The 15,418-nt window shown below is 68.7% G+C and carries 10 protein-coding genes; 6 read left to right on the forward strand and 4 right to left on the reverse strand.

Annotated features, from left to right (window positions below):
- Positions 1–309 precede the first annotated feature (309 nt).
- Positions 310–2,748: an NfrA family protein gene (locus J5J86_RS18515; protein WP_209100650.1), complete on the forward strand. Its 2,439-nt coding sequence runs from the start codon at positions 310–312 to the stop codon at positions 2,746–2,748.
- On the opposite strand, the gene J5J86_RS18520 is transcribed toward J5J86_RS18515, so the two are convergent.
- Entirely contained in the window at positions 2,742–3,740 is a 999-nt protein-coding gene (locus J5J86_RS18520) for a DUF4434 domain-containing protein (protein WP_209100652.1), read from the reverse strand. The two genes, J5J86_RS18515 and J5J86_RS18520, sit on opposite strands and share 7 nt — an antisense overlap.
- A gap of 68 nt (positions 3,741–3,808) precedes the next feature.
- On the opposite strand from J5J86_RS18520, the gene wecB reads away from it, so the two are divergent.
- The 3 genes from wecB to J5J86_RS18535 all read left to right on the forward strand — a co-directional run bounded on the left by wecB (position 3,809) and on the right by J5J86_RS18535 (position 9,652).
- Entirely contained in the window at positions 3,809–4,954 is a 1,146-nt protein-coding gene (wecB, locus tag J5J86_RS18525; RefSeq protein WP_209100654.1) for a non-hydrolyzing UDP-N-acetylglucosamine 2-epimerase, read from the forward strand.
- Between the two features lie 122 nt (positions 4,955–5,076).
- Entirely contained in the window at positions 5,077–7,425 is a 2,349-nt protein-coding gene (locus tag J5J86_RS18530) for a hypothetical protein (RefSeq protein ID WP_209100656.1), read from the forward strand.
- A 115-nt stretch (positions 7,426–7,540) separates the two neighbouring features.
- The gene (locus J5J86_RS18535; protein ID WP_209100658.1) at positions 7,541–9,652 is read left to right on the forward strand and encodes a glycosyl transferase family protein; all 2,112 of its coding nucleotides are present in this window, start codon (positions 7,541–7,543) and stop codon (positions 9,650–9,652) included.
- Between the two features lie 22 nt (positions 9,653–9,674).
- On the opposite strand, the gene J5J86_RS18540 is transcribed toward J5J86_RS18535, so the two are convergent.
- The 3 genes from J5J86_RS18540 to J5J86_RS18550 all read right to left on the reverse strand — a co-directional run bounded on the left by J5J86_RS18540 (position 9,675) and on the right by J5J86_RS18550 (position 13,286).
- Complete coding sequence (locus tag J5J86_RS18540) at positions 9,675–10,442, reverse strand: aldolase/citrate lyase family protein (RefSeq protein ID WP_209100661.1); 768 nt, start codon at positions 10,440–10,442, stop codon at positions 9,675–9,677.
- Between the two features lie 24 nt (positions 10,443–10,466).
- Complete coding sequence (araD, locus tag J5J86_RS18545) at positions 10,467–12,206, reverse strand: L-arabinonate dehydratase (RefSeq protein ID WP_209100663.1); 1,740 nt, start codon at positions 12,204–12,206, stop codon at positions 10,467–10,469.
- A 93-nt stretch (positions 12,207–12,299) separates the two neighbouring features.
- Positions 12,300–13,286 (reverse strand): Bug family tripartite tricarboxylate transporter substrate binding protein, encoded by a 987-nt coding sequence (locus J5J86_RS18550; protein ID WP_209100665.1) that lies wholly within the window; start codon positions 13,284–13,286, stop codon positions 12,300–12,302.
- A 144-nt stretch (positions 13,287–13,430) separates the two neighbouring features.
- Between J5J86_RS18550 and J5J86_RS18555 the strand changes: the two genes are divergently transcribed.
- The gene (locus tag J5J86_RS18555) at positions 13,431–14,144 is read left to right on the forward strand and encodes a GntR family transcriptional regulator (protein ID WP_209105448.1); all 714 of its coding nucleotides are present in this window, start codon (positions 13,431–13,433) and stop codon (positions 14,142–14,144) included.
- Between the two features lie 88 nt (positions 14,145–14,232).
- On the forward strand, positions 14,233–15,417 hold the full coding sequence (locus tag J5J86_RS18560) for a pyridoxal phosphate-dependent aminotransferase (RefSeq protein ID WP_209100666.1): 1,185 nt from the start codon (positions 14,233–14,235) through the stop codon (positions 15,415–15,417).
- Position 15,418: the final 1 nt, after the last annotated feature.

The following is a 15,418-nucleotide window of genomic DNA, read 5'->3' on the forward strand; positions in this document are numbered from 1 at the left end:
CGCGTCAATGCTGATGATCAAGTCGCGGATTGAGCTTTTAGGACCCTCAAGTCTGGCCAGATCCTAAAAGCTGAAAGCAATGTGATTACGCCCGAAAAGGTCCGACGCGACCTGGAATGGAACGAATAGCTTGGCAAAAAGATCAAGCGATCAGTCGAGGCGATGAAGTTTGCTGATTTTTGGCTAATTCGTTTTACGATCCAAGTCGCAGAAGTTTGATTTCCTAAGTCAGACTCTAAGCGCTTGGCGATCATATGAAATGCCGTTAACCTTAACGGCCGATTAACCCGGTGAGCGCACGGTCTTTCCATGACCGTCGCGATTCGCCCGATCTCCACATCCCCTGCGCGCACCGCCTCCTGGAGGGGGCGGGCGGCGGCCTCTGCTTTGGCATTGGCGGTGGCACTGGGTGCGCTGTCGCCGGGCCTGGTGCGGCATGCGGTGGCGCAGGACGCGTCCAGTGCCGCCTGGTCGCTGGCGGACCAAGCCTATCGTGCCTTCGCGGCGGGCGAATATGGGGAGGCAACCGACAAGGTGCGCTCCGCTTTGGCGCTCCAGCCGGACGTGGTGCGCTGGCGCCTCCTGCTCATCGATGCCCTCATCGCCGCCGGCCGCCTGCCCCAGGCCGAGGCGGAAATCCGCCGTGCTCGATCCCTAGGCGTGACCGATCCGCGCCTCGCGGATCGGGACACCGTCATCGCCGAGCGCAGCAGGGCCGCCGAGACCCAGCCGGTCATTCCGCCGGTTCGGCAAGCCCCGCCGGCTCCGCCTCCCGCCGCGCAGGCGCAAACCGCGCCTTTCCAAACCGCGCCTTCCCTCCCCGCACCCGATCAAGCCGCGCCATCCCCAGCGGCGCCCATTTCCTCGCAGGCTGCTCCCTCCCAGCCTGCGCCTGCGCCGGCAAGCCCGTCGCGTGGGGCTGCGGCTCCTGCGCCAGCTGCTCCGCCCGCTCCCGTCGCGCCGGCGCCGTCGATCCAGGGGCAGGCTTCGAGCGTCTCCGCTCCGCCCGCTGCTTCGACACCGGAGCGTGCCCCGGCTGCCCCGGCTGCCCCAGCGCCCTCAGCGCCCCCGGCGGCTCCGGCGCCTGTCGCCCCATCTGCCGCCGCCCCGACGGCGGAACAGGGGGCGTTCCAGGCGGCGGATGCGGCCTACAAGGCCTATGCCGCCAAGGACTATGCCGCAGCCGTGACCTCCGCCCGCGCGGCGGTGGCGGCGGCGCCGCAGAATGGCGCCTATCGCTCTCTGCTGGTGACCGCGCTGTCCGCCGCCGGACGCTTTGCCGAGGCTGTGCAGGCGGCGGGCGAGGGGCTGGCGCGGGTGAGGGACAAGGCCCAGCTCCTGGTGCAGCGGGCTTTCGCCTACCAGAAGCTCGGCCGCCAGGCGCTGGCGGCGAAGGATTTCGCCGCGGCCCTGAAGGACCCCGGCCTGCCCGCCGCGCAGGTGCGCGAGGTGCGCCTTTCGCTGGCCGATGCGGCGCTGGCCGCCAGGGACCCGGCGGAGGCGCTGGTCGCCCTCGCCCCGTTCGCCCGCGAGCGCAGCTATGACGTGGCCGCCCGCCGCGCCTTCGCTCTCCAGGCCCTCAATCGCCATGAGGAGGCCCTCGCCGCCTTCGACCTCGGCGCCGCCACCGCCCGCACCGCCACCGACCGCGCCACCATGCTGCGCGGCGGCCTCGGCGCGCTGGTGGCCCTGAACCGCAAGGACGAGGCGCGCCAGCGCTTCCTGACGGCGCTGGCCGCCGGCGATTTCGCGCCCTTCACGTCCCTGGACGTGGCCTATCTCGCCAACCAGGTGGGGGCGGAGAAGGAAGCGCTGGTCTATTTCGACAAGGCCAAGTCCTTTGGCGAGCTGCGCGGCCCCTCGACGCTGGATGCGGCCTATGTGGCCAAGCGCCAAGCGGAGAACCGCCAGGCCATCGCCTTCTTCGAGCAGGCGCTGGACGAACATCGCTCCGGCTCCCTTCCCCTGCCCGCCCAGACCGCCTTCGGCGTGCGGCGGGAGGTGGCGGACATGGAGCGCAGCTGGGGTGCCTATGCCTCCATCTCCTATGGCGCGGTGGGCGTCATGCCCACCTCCATCATGGCGCCGCCGCCTGGCGTCGGCCATACGGTGCAGGCGGGCGGCGAGCTCTATTGGCGCCCGCCGGGCATCGGCTATCGGAACGGGGCGCTGTTCGAGGTGTTCGGCCGGGCCTTTGAGACGCTCTATGCGGAGAATGACGGCGTCACCGGCTGGCCCACCGTCCAGCTCAGCGCCGGCGCGCGCTGGAAGCCTCTTTCGGATCAGAACCTGATCCTGGAGGTGAGCTATCTCTTTCCCGGTGGCAGCGCGGCGCGCACCGACTGGCTGTTCCGCATCGCCTATTCCACCGGCGAAGGCTCGGACCTGCGGGTCGACGTGCCCGACTGGACCTATTGGCAGGTCTATGGGGAGGGCGACTATTTCGCCCTCAATCCCGAGACCATCGGCAATTTCGAAGCGCGCTACGGCCGCTCCTACCGGCTCGACGGGATCAGCGACAAGGTGGTCTTCACCCCCTTCCTGGCCATTGGCGGGGCCTATGATTCCGTGCTCGCCACGCCGGGTGCGCTGGGCGCGGGACCGGGGGCGAATCTGCGCTTCTGGTTCCGCGAGGACACCTATGCGGCGCCCCGCTCCTATGTGGACTTCACGCTGCAATATCGCTGGCGGCTGGCGGGCGACGACCGCGCCCAGGGCGTCTTCGCCTCCGCCTTCCTGTCCTACTGATCCAGGGCTCGCGCATAGGCGGTGCGCAGCGCCCCGGCGCCGGATGCGGGGCCGGTCATGTAGGGGTGAAGCGCGAAGGCGATGAGGTGCTCCGCGCCACTGGCGGCGGCGACATCCAGCTGGGCGGCGAGACGCACGAAATCGGCCGCGTCAGCGGCGAAGGCGCCGGGCTCCAGAAGGTCGGACTGCTTTTGGGCGAACAGCTCCACCACCACGTCGAAAGCGCGGCCGGTGGCGCGGAAATAGGCGAACAGGGGGACCAGGTGGCGGTAATTGGCCAAGCCGAACATGCCGACCCCGTCCTGCACCAGCGGGCGCAGGGCAAGGTCGGCCGGCAGGGCCTGCCACAGCTCCACCAGCGTGCGGTCAGGCGCATTGGCGCTGTGGAAGCAGGAGATGGCCATGGGGCTCGCCCCGCCCGCCTGCCGCAGCCGTGTGAGGAAGGCGGCCAGGAGCGCCATCTCCTCCGGGCGCGCCCAGCTCGCCTGGTCCAGTTCGTAGGGAATATACCAGCCGGCAAAGGCGGGGTGGCGGGCAAAGGGCGCGGCGGCGAGAAAGCGGGCGGCCTCGGTGGCGGCGGCATCGAGGAAGGCGGGGCGAGGGCGGGGGCTGCGGCCTTCCAGCACCGCCCAATAGTCGGGATCATAGGGCAGGCCCACCTGCAGCCGGCAGCCGGCAGCGAGGGCGAGGTCCATGAGGCGAATGATGAGGTCGGCATCGAGCGCGTAGTCGGTGCCGTGACGTGTCCATTGCAGGACCAGGTTCGGGCAGCCAAAGGCGCGCGCATCCGCGATCTTGCGCGCCCATCCGGTGCCGGACAAAGCAAGGTCGTCGCGCCAGGGCTGGATGAAGGTGCCGTCGAGCCGGCCCGAAAGGCGCCAGGGATCGCGCGCCGAGCGCGACAGCAGGGCAAGCGTGCCGAAAGCCGCGGCGGCCAGAATGGCGCGGCGGCCGGGCGCGCGGGGGACGGCCGGATCGCCGGCGTCAGTCATGCCAGGGCCATGGGAGCGGGCGCATAGGAGCGTCGGGGACCGGTTGAAACAGGGGGCAATTGGAGATCATGCGCATTTTGTCGGTGTTCGGTACCCGACCTGAAGCCATCAAGATGGCGCCTTTGGTCAAGTCGATCGAAGCGGAAGCTGGACTGACCTCCCTTGTCTGCGTAACCGGCCAGCACCGCGCCATGCTGGACCAGGTGCTCGGCCTGTTCCAGATCACCCCCGATTACGACCTTGATGTGATGGTCCCCAACCAGACGCTCAATGGCCTGACCGCCCGCGTGTTCTCCGCCCTCGACCCGGTGCTGGACGAGGTGCGGCCGGATCGAGTGCTGGTGCATGGTGACACCACGACGGCGCTAGCGGCGGCGCTGTGCGCCTTCAATCGGGGCATTCCGTTGGGGCATGTGGAGGCAGGCCTGCGCACCTATGACCTCACCCAGCCCTGGCCGGAAGAGATGAACCGACAGGTGGCGGACCGCCTCTGCGGCCTCCTTTTCGCACCCACCCCGGCGGCGGCGGACAATCTGCGCAGCGAGCGCCTCGCCGGGACCATTCACGTCACCGGCAATACGGTCATCGATGCCCTGTTCCTGGCGCTGGCGCGGATCGATTCCGACCCGGCCCTTGCCGCCGAGCTGTCCGGCCAGTTCGCCTTCCTGGACGCCAGCCGGCGCCTGGTGCTGGTGACGGGCCACCGGCGGGAGAATTTCGGCCCCGGCTTCATCGCCATTTGCGAGGCGCTCTCCCGCCTCGCCGCCCGCAGCGACATCGAGATCCTCTATCCCGTCCACCTCAACCCCCATGTGCGCGAGCCGGTGCACCGGCTTTTGGGCGGACGGGCCAACGTACATCTGATCCCGCCGCTGGATTACCTGCCCTTCGTCTATCTCATGCGCCGCTGCCATCTGGTGCTCACCGATTCCGGCGGCGTGCAGGAGGAGGCGCCCTCCCTCGGCAAGCCGGTGCTGGTGATGCGCGAGGTCACCGAACGGCCGGAGGCCGTCGCGGCAGGGACGGTGGAACTGGTGGGAACGGATGCCGACCGCATCGTCGGCGCGGTGGGTGCGCTGCTGGACGAACCGGAGCGCTATGCGCAGTTCTCGCGGCAGAACAATCCCTACGGCGATGGACGTGCCTGTGCGCGCATCGTATCCGCCTTGCTCGGCCGTGAAATCGCACCCTTTGCCGCGGGAGACCGCGCATGATCGTGATCGGGGCACCGGCCAGCGCGCTCCAAAGGGCGCAATTTGAGCCGATTTGCAGTGAATTTGGCGACGGGCGCGAGGCTGGGCAGGCCGCTGCGCACCGGGACAGGCAGGACGAGACCGTGGGCAAGACAGCGTATTTTCCTTTCGGCCGCCCGGTCACCGGCGGCGTCTTCAGCGCCGTGGCGGGGCTCGCCCTTCTGGGGCTCACCTGCGCCATGCCTCGCCCGGCCGAGGCCCAGACCCCGCCGCCGCGGCAGCTGCAAGCCCCGCTGCAGATCCAGGCCCAGCGCCAGGCCCAGCTGCAGACCCCGCCCGCGAGCGCCACGTCGCGCCCGCCCGCGGCCCCCGCCGAGACCCTCGCCGAGGCCATCAGGGCGCTGAGCGACGGCACCGTGCAGGTGAGCGTTGCTCTCTCCGAGCTCGGCATTGCCCGGCCCATCAACCTGTCCGGCACGGATTCGCGCCGCAGCCTGTTCCTCCCCGTGCCTTCTGGCATCCCCATCAAGGATGCGGTGGTGACGTTGGACGCCCGCTATCTGCGTGGCGATGGCGGGCGGACGACCGTGGTGGCCTATGTGGACGGCACCGCCCAATGGGCGAGCGCCCCCTCCGATCCGGAGGGCGTGATCTCGACCCCCATGTCGATTTCGGGGCGGCCGCGCAATTCCGGCTTCGTGGAATTGTCCGTCGCCTGGGCCTCCATGGTGGCTGAGCAGGTGTGCTTCGACGACCGGTCCATCGGCAATGTGCTGGAGCTCCAGCCCACCACCCGACTGACCTATTCCTATGATCGCAACGCGGTGCTGGATCTCACCACCGCCTGGACCGCCCTGCCGGCCCGGACCCGGGTGCTGATGGCGCCAGGCGTCCTGTCCCAGCAGAGCTTCGATGCCTCCTGGCGCATCGGGACGGTGCTGGAGCGCGGGGGCAAGCGGGTGGTGTTCACGGTTCTGCCATCGGTGGGCAGCGAGGTGGACCTGACCGGCCTCACCCTACCCCCGCCGCTGCGGGCGATCCCCGCCTTCGCGGCCCTTCAGGGAGGCGGGCGCCACGTCATCAAGGACGCGGCGGAGCTGGGCGCGCTGCTGATGGTGGCGGGGCATGGCCCGGTGGTCGCGGATGTGGTGGTCAGCGATGCGGCGCTGCGCACCGCTTTGTCCGCCGCCATGGACGCCCTGCGTGTGCAGATGGCCGCCGCAGGCCCCGAGCCGCTCGCCGCGTTCGAGGCATGGCGCGCCCAGAACTTCACCGCCGAGCGGGACGTGACGGGCCGCAACCTCAACATCGCCATGCTGGGCGGGCGCTCGGTGATCGCGGTGGATGCCGCCGCCGCCGGCCCCGCCTCCGGCGTGCTCTCCGACACCTGGCGCCGCACGCTCCAGGTGCCGGCCGTGAAGGTGGATACCGCGGTCGCCCGTGCCCCCGGCGATAGCCGCGCCATTCCGCTCTCGCGCCTGGGCGGGGTGTCCGCCTCCTTTGACGTTCTGGTGCGCGGCGACTGGAGCGCCACCTTCGACATCGGCAAGGCGGTCACGGCCGGCGGCTTGCCCTCGCGCCTGGACTTGGACCTGGCGGCGGCGCCGAGCGCTGCCTCCTCCCAGCCGGTCGCCTCGGTGTTCCTGAACGATTATCTGCTGGGCGCCCGCAGCCTCGGCGGCAATGGCGGGGCGGAGCGGCTGTCGGTGGACGTGCCCTATTACGCGCTCGCCCCGGTGAATGTGCTGCGGGTGTCGTTCCAGCGCCAGCCCATGGGCGATCGCTGCCGCGAGACGCCTCAGCCCTTTCCGGTGGCGGTGCTGCCCTCGAGCCGCCTCGTCTCCGACAACACCGCCACCACCACCGACTTCGTGGGCGTGCTGGCGCGGCTGTCTGGTCCGCTCGACGTCATCGTGCCGGCCGCCTATCTCCAGGCGCCCCTGGACGGCCTGCCGCGCATGGTCTCCGTAATGGTGGCCGCCGGCGTCTCGCCCGAGCAGGGCAAGCTGACGGTGGCGCCCGCCTCGGGCGCGGTGAAGCCCGGCGCCAACTTCGTGTCCTTCGACGCGGCCGTGGACGGTGCCGCCCGCAAGGTGCGCGTGGAGGGCGACCGGCTCATCCTGGTGGGCGAGGGCGACCGCACGCTCCTGGACCTGACCGGGCTCGACCGGGTGGCGGTGATCCAGGCCATGGCCTCCGGCGAGCGGGTGGGCCTCGATTATCGCTCGCTCGGCGGGGGAGCGGGAGACGCCACCTTCCAGCTCGGCACCGGTGACGTGGCGGTGGTGGCCGGCAACGGCACCGTGGCGCAGATCAACACCCAGAGCGCGGCCGAGGTGGTGGCGCAGCGGCCCTGGGACTATGTGCTGATGGCCTGGAACGAGCGCGCCACCTGGGGTCCCATCGCCGTCGGCGTCGCCATCGTCCTGTTCTTCGCGCTGCTGCTGGCGGCCCGTGCCATGCGCCGCCGGAACCGGACGGGCGGCCATTGATGAGGATGAGCGCACAGCGGGCGGCGCGTGCGCCGCGTTCGACGGCAGCCCCCGGGCTGGCCGTCCTGCGGAGACGTGCGCCCGCCCGCGGCACCGGCGCAGGGGGGAGGGGCCCATGCTGAGCGCCGTGCTCATGTATCCCTTCGCCTTCTATTATGCGGCGGTGGAATGGATCGCGGCCGTGGTGGCCGTGCTCATCATGATCTCAAGCCTCGATGACCTGTTCATCGACGCCTATTACTGGGTGCGGGAGATCGTCCGCGCCCTCACCATCAAGCGCGCGCCCCATTACAAGCCGCTGACGGCGGAAGGGCTGCGGGAGGCGCCGGAAAAGCCCATCGCCATCATGGTGCCGGCCTGGATGGAGGCCAATGTCATCGCGGTGATGCTCGACACCATGGTGGGCACGCTGGAGTATCGCAACTACCAGATCTTCGTCGGCACCTATCCCAACGACGAGGCCACCATCACCGAGGTGGAGCGCATGAAGCGTCGCTTCAAGCAGCTTCAGCGGGTGGAGGTGCCCCATCCCGGCCCCACCTGCAAGGCGGACTGCCTGAACTGGGTGGTGCAGGCCATCTTCCTCTACGAGCAGCAGCACAACGTGGAGTTCGCTGGCGTGGTGCTGCACGACTGCGAGGACGTGATCCACCCGCTGGAATTACACCTCTTCAACTATCTGGTGCATCGCAAGGAGCTGGTGCAGATCCCGGTCATGTCGCTGGAGCGCGACTGGTACGAGCTGGTGGCCGGCACCTATATGGACGAGTTCGCCGAGTGGCACGCCAAGGACCTGCCGGTGCGCGAGAGCCTGTCGGGCATGGTGCCCTCGGCCGGGGTGGGCACCTGCTTCTCCCGCAAGGCGCTCCTTGCGCTGTGCGAGGAGACCAACAACCAGCCCTTCAACACCGACAGCCTGACCGAGGACTATGACATCGGCCTGCGCCTGACGCGCCGGAACATGAAGTCCATCTTCGTGCGCTTCCCCGTCCATTACCGGGTGGTGCGCAAGAGCTGGTTCGGCGCCGCCGACAAGCCCACGACCATCACCATGCCCTTGTGCGTGCGTGAGTTCTTTCCCGACACCTTCCGCGCCGCCTATCGCCAGAAGGCGCGCTGGACCTTGGGCATCGCCCTCCAGAGCTGGGTGCAACTGGGCTGGCCGGGCTCCTGGGCGACCAAATACCTCCTGTTCCGCGACCGCAAGTCCATCGTCACCTCGCTGGTCTCCATCCTCGCCTATTTCGTGCTGTTGAACTTCCTGGGCTTCTTCATTGCGGCCGAGCTGGGCTTTGGGCGCGAGCGCTTCCCGCCCATGTTCGTCAATAACGACTTCATGATCTTCGTCCTGTTCTTCAACTTCATCGCCTTCACGCTGCGGGTGGTGCAGCGCATGTATTTCGTCGGCATCCTCTATGGCTGGCAGCAGGGCCTGCTCTCTTTGCCGCGCATGGTGATTTCCAATGCCGTGAACTTCATGGCGGCGGCGCGCGCCTGGAAGCTGTTCATCGCCTCGCTCCTGTTCGGCACCCGCGTCACCTGGGACAAGACCACCCATGCCTTCCCGACCACGGCGCAGCTGGCCAAGCGCCGGGCCCGGCTCGGGGAATTGCTGCGCGCCTGGCAGGTGGTGGACGAGGCCAAGCTCGATGCGGCGCTGGAGCAGCAGGAACAGACCCAATTGCCGCTGGGGCGCCTGCTGGTGGCGCAAGGCTGGCTCGACGACGACACGCTGGCCGAGGCCATCGCCGCCCAGGAGGACCTGCCGCGCGTCTTCCTGACGGCGGACAAGATCCAGCGCCACGGGCGCGATGTGCCGCTTGAGTTGTGCGTGCGCTATCGCTGCGTGCCCATCGGACCGGATGCGGACGGGGCGCCGCGCGTCGCGGTGGGCGGTCCCCTTCGGGGCGAGGCTGTGACGGCGCTGGCGGCCGCCTTGGGCCAGCCGCCTATTCAGTGCGTGGCCCGGGAGAGCGAGATCGCCGCTGCCTTGCGCCTGCTGACCGGTGCGTCCGAGACCTTCGACGCGCAGACCACCCCGCCGCTGCTCGGCGACGTGCTGATCGCCCTCGGCCTCGTGCAGCGCGACGCCTTCGAGGCGGCCATGCTGGACTATCATCCCGAACGCGACGGGCGCATCGGCGAGCATCTGCTCCATCGGGGCGTCGTCACGCCCGATGCCCTGCGCCAGGGGCTGGAGGCCCAGAGGGCGCGGGCGGCGGCCTGACCGCCGGCGCCCCGGTTTTCCCTCAGCCCGCCTTGAAAGACTGGGCCAGTGCCTCGGAATGGCGCACCAGAAGGCCGCTGTCGGAGCCCACTGCCGTGAACACGCAGCCGGCCGCCATGTAGCGGCGGGCGAGCGTCGCGTCGGGGGTCAGGATGCCCGCCCGGTTGCCGGCCTTGGTGATGCGACCGATGGCGCCCTCGATGAGGGTCACCACCGCCTCTTCCCCCTGCCGGCCCAGATAGCCGATGGAGGCGGACAGGTCCCCGGGGCCGATGAAGACCCCGTCCACGCCTTCCACCGCGCAGATCTCTTCCAGATTATCGAGGGCGGTCTGGGTCTCCACCTGCACCAGCACGCACAATTCCTGCTCGCACTTGGAATAATAGTCCTTCACCCGGCCAAAGCGCGAGGAGCGCGCGGCCGAGGCAAAGCCCCGGATGCCCTTGGGCGGGTAGCGCGTGGCGGCCACCGCCGCGCGGGCCTCCTCCGCATTCTGCACCATGGGGATGAGGAAGGTCTGCACGCCCGCATCCAGATAGCGCTTGATCACCACCGCATCGTTCCAGGGAATGCGCACGATGGGATGGGCCGTGCCGCCATTCACCGCCTGGAGCTGGCTGTAGACATTGGCCAGCTCGTTGGGGGTGTGCTCGGTGTCGATGAGCAGCCAGTCGAAGCCGGAATTGGCGAGGATCTCGGCGGTGAAGTTGGACGGAATGGAGCACCACAGCCCGATCTGCTGGCGGCGGGCATGGATGGCGGCCTTGAAGGTATTGACGGGCAATTCCACGTTTCACTCCCGGTGAATGGTCGGTCAGAAGATGTCCGGTTCGCCCGCGGGGGCGCCGAAGCTGGTTTCCAGGAAGTCGAAGTCGCACCCTTCATGCGCCTGCTTGATGTGGCGGGAGAACATCCAGCCATAGCCGCGCTCATAGCGCGGCGGCGGCGGGGAGAGGGCGGCCCGGCGGCGCTCCAGCTCGGCCTCGTCCACCTGAAGGTGGATGCTGCGGGCCGCCACGTCCACCGCGATGATATCGCCCGTTTGGACCAAGGCCAGCGGCCCGCCCAGATAGGATTCGGGCGAGACATGGAGCACGCAGGCGCCATAGGAGGTGCCACTCATGCGGGCGTCCGAGATGCGCATCATGTCCCGCACGCCCTGCTTCACCAGCTTCTTCGGCAGCGGCAGCATGCCCCATTCCGGCATGCCCGGCCCGCCCAGCGGCCCCGCATTGCGCAACACCAGCACATGGTCGGGCGTGACGTCCAGGTTTTCGTCGTCGATGGCCGCCTTCATGGCGGGATAGTCGTCGAAGACCAAGGCGGGGCCGGCATGCTTCAGGAGGCGCGGCTCGCAGCAGCCCGGCTTGATGACGCAGCCCTCGGGCGCCAGATTCCCCTTCAGAACCGCAAGGGCGCTCTGGTCGGTGGCGGGGCGGTCGGGCGTGCGGATGACATCGTCATTATAGACCTCGGCCCCGGCAATATTCTCGCCCACGGTGCGGCCGGAGACGGTGAGGGCGTCAAGGTGCAGGTGGCCGCCGATGCGGTTCATCAGCGCCGTGAGGCCGCCCGCATAGAAGAAATCCTCCATGAGGTAGGTGTCGCCGGTGGGCCGCACATTGGCCAAGGTGGGGACCTTGCGGCTCGCCGCCTCGAAATCATCGAGGGTCACCGGGCAGCCGGCGCGGCGGGACATGGCCAGCACATGGATGATGGCATTGGTGGAGCAGCCCATGGCCATGGCCACCGCGATGGCATTCTCGAAGCTGTCGCGGGTGAGGATGTCGGCGGGTTTGAGATCCTCCCAGACCATGTCGATGATGCGCCGGCCCGCTTCCGCCGCCATGCGCATGTGCCCCGCATCCGCCGCCGGAATGGAGGAGGCGCCGGGCATGGTGAAGCCGATGGCCTCGGCAATGGCCGTCATGGTGGAGGCCGTGCCCATGGTCATGCAATGGCCGTAGGAGCGGGCGATGCCGCCCTCAATGTCTTTCCAGTCCTGGTCGGTGATGTTGCCGGCGCGGCGTTCGTCCCAGAACTTCCAGGCATCCGAGCCCGAGCCCAGCACCTTGCCCTTCCAATTGCCCCGCAGCATGGGCCCGGCGGGCACGAAAATGGCGGGCAGGCCGGCGCTGATGGCGCCCATGATGAGGGCGGGGGTGGTCTTGTCGCAGCCGCCCATGAGCACCACGCCATCCACCGGATGGGAGCGGATCAGCTCCTCCGTCTCCATGGCGAGGAAGTTGCGGTAGAGCATGGTGGTAGGCTTGACGAAATTCTCGGCCAGCGAGAGCGCCGGCAGCTCGATGGGAAAGCCGCCCGCCTGCAGCACCCCCTTCTTCACGTCCTCCACCCGCTCCTTGAAATGGGCGTGGCAGGGATTGATGCCCGACCAGGTGTTGACGATCGCAATGGCGGGCCGGCCGACGAAATCGGAATGGGCATAGCCCATCTGGAGAATGCGGGAACGGTGGCCGAAGCCGCGCAAATCGTCGGCGGAGAACCAGCGCGCGCTGCGCAGGGTCTGCGGTGTCTTCTTATGCTCTGGCATGACGGGACCTGAGGGAGGGGAGACGCCCCCGCCCGGGCCTTGGGGACCCGGGCGGGGAAAGAATGGCAGAGGCTGATTCCTGCGGGGGCCGGTTCACTGCGTGGGGCTGATCTTGCCCTCGTCGATCACGCCTTTCCACATGGCCTGCTCTTTGGCCTGAAAGGCCTCGAACTCGGCGGGCGTGCTGTTGACCACCTGGAAGCCGATATCGTTGAACTTACGGATCACGTCCGGGTCCGTGAGGGCGGCCTTGAACGCGGCGACGAGCTTGGCCTTCACATCCGCCGGCAGGCCCTTGGGGCCGGCGGCTGCCTGCCAGGAATAGACCTCGAGCCCGGGCACGCCGGCCTGCGCCATGGTGGGGGTGTCGGGGAAGAGCGAGGTGCGCTCTGCCGCGGTGACTGCGAGGATCTTCAGCTTGCCGCCCTTCACCTGGCTCGCCACGGAGCCCAGATTCTGGAACGAAACGTCCGCATGGCCGCCGATCAGGTCGGAAATGGCCGGGCCGCCGCCTTTGTAGGGCACGTGCAGGCCCTGCGTCTTGGTCTTCTGCCAGAACAGGGCGGCGGTGAGGTGGTCGGAGGAGCCGATGCCGGAGGAGGCGAACGTCACCTTGCCGGGATTGGCCTTCATGTAGGCGATCAGCTCGGCCACCGTATTGGCCGGGAAGTTGGGGTTCGCCACCAGCACGTTGGGGGTGCGCACAGCAACCGTCAGGAGGTCAAACTCCTTCTGCGGGCTGTAGGAAAGGTTGGGCATCAGCGCCGGATTGATGGCGAAGACGCCGATGGAGCCCACCAGCAGCGTGTAGCCGTCGGCCGGGGACTTGGCCACATGGCTCGCCCCATTGGCGCCGTTGGCCCCGGCCCGGTTGTCGATCACCACGGGCTGGCCGAGGGTCTCGCTCATCTTGGGCTGCATGAAGCGCGCCGTGCTGTCGGACGCGCCCCCAGCCGGAAAGGGCACGACCACGGTGACCGGCCGGTCTGGATAGCCGGCGGCCAGAGCGGGCGCGGTCAGGCACGGCGAAGCGAGCGCGGCGCCCACGAGGGCCGCGCATAAGAGCTTGAACGGTGGCATTGGGGGACTCCCCTGGCGTTTCCCTGGACGCCCTGTGTTCAGGGCGCTTTGCGGCCCGTCTGAGGCGGGTCTGGCACAATCAAAAACACTAATGCATTAGCGCGTCAAGCGTGCAATCGTGCTATCAAAATCCCCATGAACCGCATGCTGGATCTCCAGACCCTGCCCCCCAATCTGCCGCGCCCCGCCCGTGACCGCTCGCGGCAGGCGGCGCCGCAGGTGTTCGACTATCTGCGCGAGAAGATCGTCTCCCTGGTGCTGCCGCCCGGCACCGTCCTGCCCCGCGCCGCGCTCCAGGACCTGTTCGGCGTCTCCTCCACCCCCGTGCGCGACGCCCTCATGCGGCTGGAGGAAGAAGGACTGGTGGATGTCTTCCCCCAGCATGCCACGCGCGTGAGCCCCATCGACCTCTCCCAGGCCCGGCGCGCCCAATTCCTGCGCCGCTCCATTGAGCAGGAGGCGGTGCGCCTTCTGTGCGAACAGGAGAGGCGGGCCGAGGCCGTGGCCGCCCTGCGCGCCGTCCTCGCCCGCCAATCCGCCTTCTTGGAGGTGGGGGACCTGGAGGCGTTCGACGGCGAGGACCGGGCCTTCCATGCCACCTTGTGCGAGGCGGCCGGCGCGGCCGAGCTCTGGGCCCTGGTGCGTCGCTGGAGCGGGCATATCGACCGGCTGCGACGGCTCAACCTGCCCATTGCCGGCAAGGCGCCGCAGATCGTCCGCGACCACACCGCCATCGCCGACGCCGTCGCCCAGGGCGACGCCCCCGCCGCCCAGGCCGCCGTCCGCGACCACCTCTCCCGCTCGCTCGCCTCCGCCGAGGGCATGCGGCGGAGCCATCCGGATTATTTCAGGGATTGAGGGGGGAGGCCGAACTCACCCCCCTCTTGCCGGATGGCGCCTGCTCCTGCACCTTCCGGCCCACAGAACAAGCCGTCGAGGAACCGCCATGCTCACCACCGTCGCCGCCTTTGATCGCATCGGCGAGGAGAATGCCTTTGCCGTTCTTGCCCGCGCCACGGTGCTGGCGGGGCAGGGGAAGGACATCATCAATCTGGGCATCGGCCAGCCGGATTTCCGCACGCCCGAGCATATCGTCGAAGCGGCGGTCAAAGCGCTCCAGGACGGGCAGCACGGCTATACGCCCTCGGTGGGCATCCTGCCTCTGCGCGAGGCGGTGGCGCGTGATCTGAACCGCCGCTATGGCGTGGAGGTGGATCCGGGCCTCGTCATGATCGTGCCCGGCGGCAAGGTCACCATGTATGCGGCCATCCGCCTGTTCGGTGAGCCCGGCGCGGAGATCCTCTATCCCGATCCCGGCTTCCCCATCTACCGCTCCATGATCGAGCATACGGGCGCCACCCCGGTGGCGGTGCCGATCCGTGAGGAGAACGGCTTTGCCTTCTCGGCGGAGGAGACCTTGGCGCTCATTACCCCGGCGACGCGGCTCCTCATCATCAACTCGCCCGCCAACCCGACCGGCGGCGTTACCCCCAAGGCAGAGATCGACAAATTGGTGAAGGGGCTCGCCGCCCATCCACACGTCGCCATCATGTCGGACGAGATCTACGACCATTTCGTCTTCGACGGCGAGCAGCACCAGACGCTTCTGGCCTATCCCGAGATCCGCGACCGGCTGATCCTGCTGAACGGCTGGTCCAAGACCTATGCCATGACCGGCTGGCGCCTCGGCTATTCCATCTGGCCGCAGGCGCTCTATGACCAGGTGCGCAAGCTCTCGGTGAATGCCTGGTCATGCGTGAACGCGGCCACCCAATATGCCGGCATCGCGGCCCTTGAAGGCCCCCAGCAGCCGGTGGCGGACATGGTGTCTGAGTTCAATGCCCGCCGCCGCATCGTGGTGGATGGGCTGAATGCCTTGCCGGGCGTGTCCTGCGCTACGCCGAAGGGCGCCTTCTATGCCTTCCCCAACGTATCGGGCACCGGCTGGCGCTCGGCCAAGGCGCTGGCCTCCGCGCTTCTGGAGGAGGCGGGCGTCGCGGTGATCGGCGGGCCGGACTTCGGCATCCATGGCGAGGGCTATATCCGCCTGTCCTATGCCAATTCGGCGGACAATATCCGCATCGCCCTCGACCGCATGGGCGCCTTCCTCGCCCGCCGCGACGCGGCCTGAC

It is taken from the genome of Aquabacter sp. L1I39 (assembly GCF_017742835.1).
GTDB lineage: Bacteria > Pseudomonadota > Alphaproteobacteria > Rhizobiales > Xanthobacteraceae > L1I39.

Excerpts from the sequence above, each read along its gene's own strand:
- J5J86_RS18550 (WP_209100665.1), bottom strand. The coding sequence starts at position 13,286 with ATGCCACCGTTCAAGCTCTTATGCGCGGCCCTCGTGGGCGCCGCGCTC.
- J5J86_RS18520 (WP_209100652.1), bottom strand. The coding sequence starts at position 3,740 with ATGACTGACGCCGGCGATCCGGCCGTCCCCCGCGCGCCCGGCCGCCGC.
- araD (WP_209100663.1), bottom strand. The coding sequence starts at position 12,206 with ATGCCAGAGCATAAGAAGACACCGCAGACCCTGCGCAGCGCGCGCTGG.
- wecB (WP_209100654.1), top strand. The coding sequence starts at position 3,809 with ATGCGCATTTTGTCGGTGTTCGGTACCCGACCTGAAGCCATCAAGATG.
- J5J86_RS18515 (WP_209100650.1), top strand. The coding sequence starts at position 310 with ATGACCGTCGCGATTCGCCCGATCTCCACATCCCCTGCGCGCACCGCC.
- J5J86_RS18555 (WP_209105448.1), top strand. The coding sequence starts at position 13,431 with ATGCTGGATCTCCAGACCCTGCCCCCCAATCTGCCGCGCCCCGCCCGT.
- J5J86_RS18560 (WP_209100666.1), top strand. The coding sequence starts at position 14,233 with ATGCTCACCACCGTCGCCGCCTTTGATCGCATCGGCGAGGAGAATGCC.
- J5J86_RS18535 (WP_209100658.1), top strand. The coding sequence starts at position 7,541 with ATGCTGAGCGCCGTGCTCATGTATCCCTTCGCCTTCTATTATGCGGCG.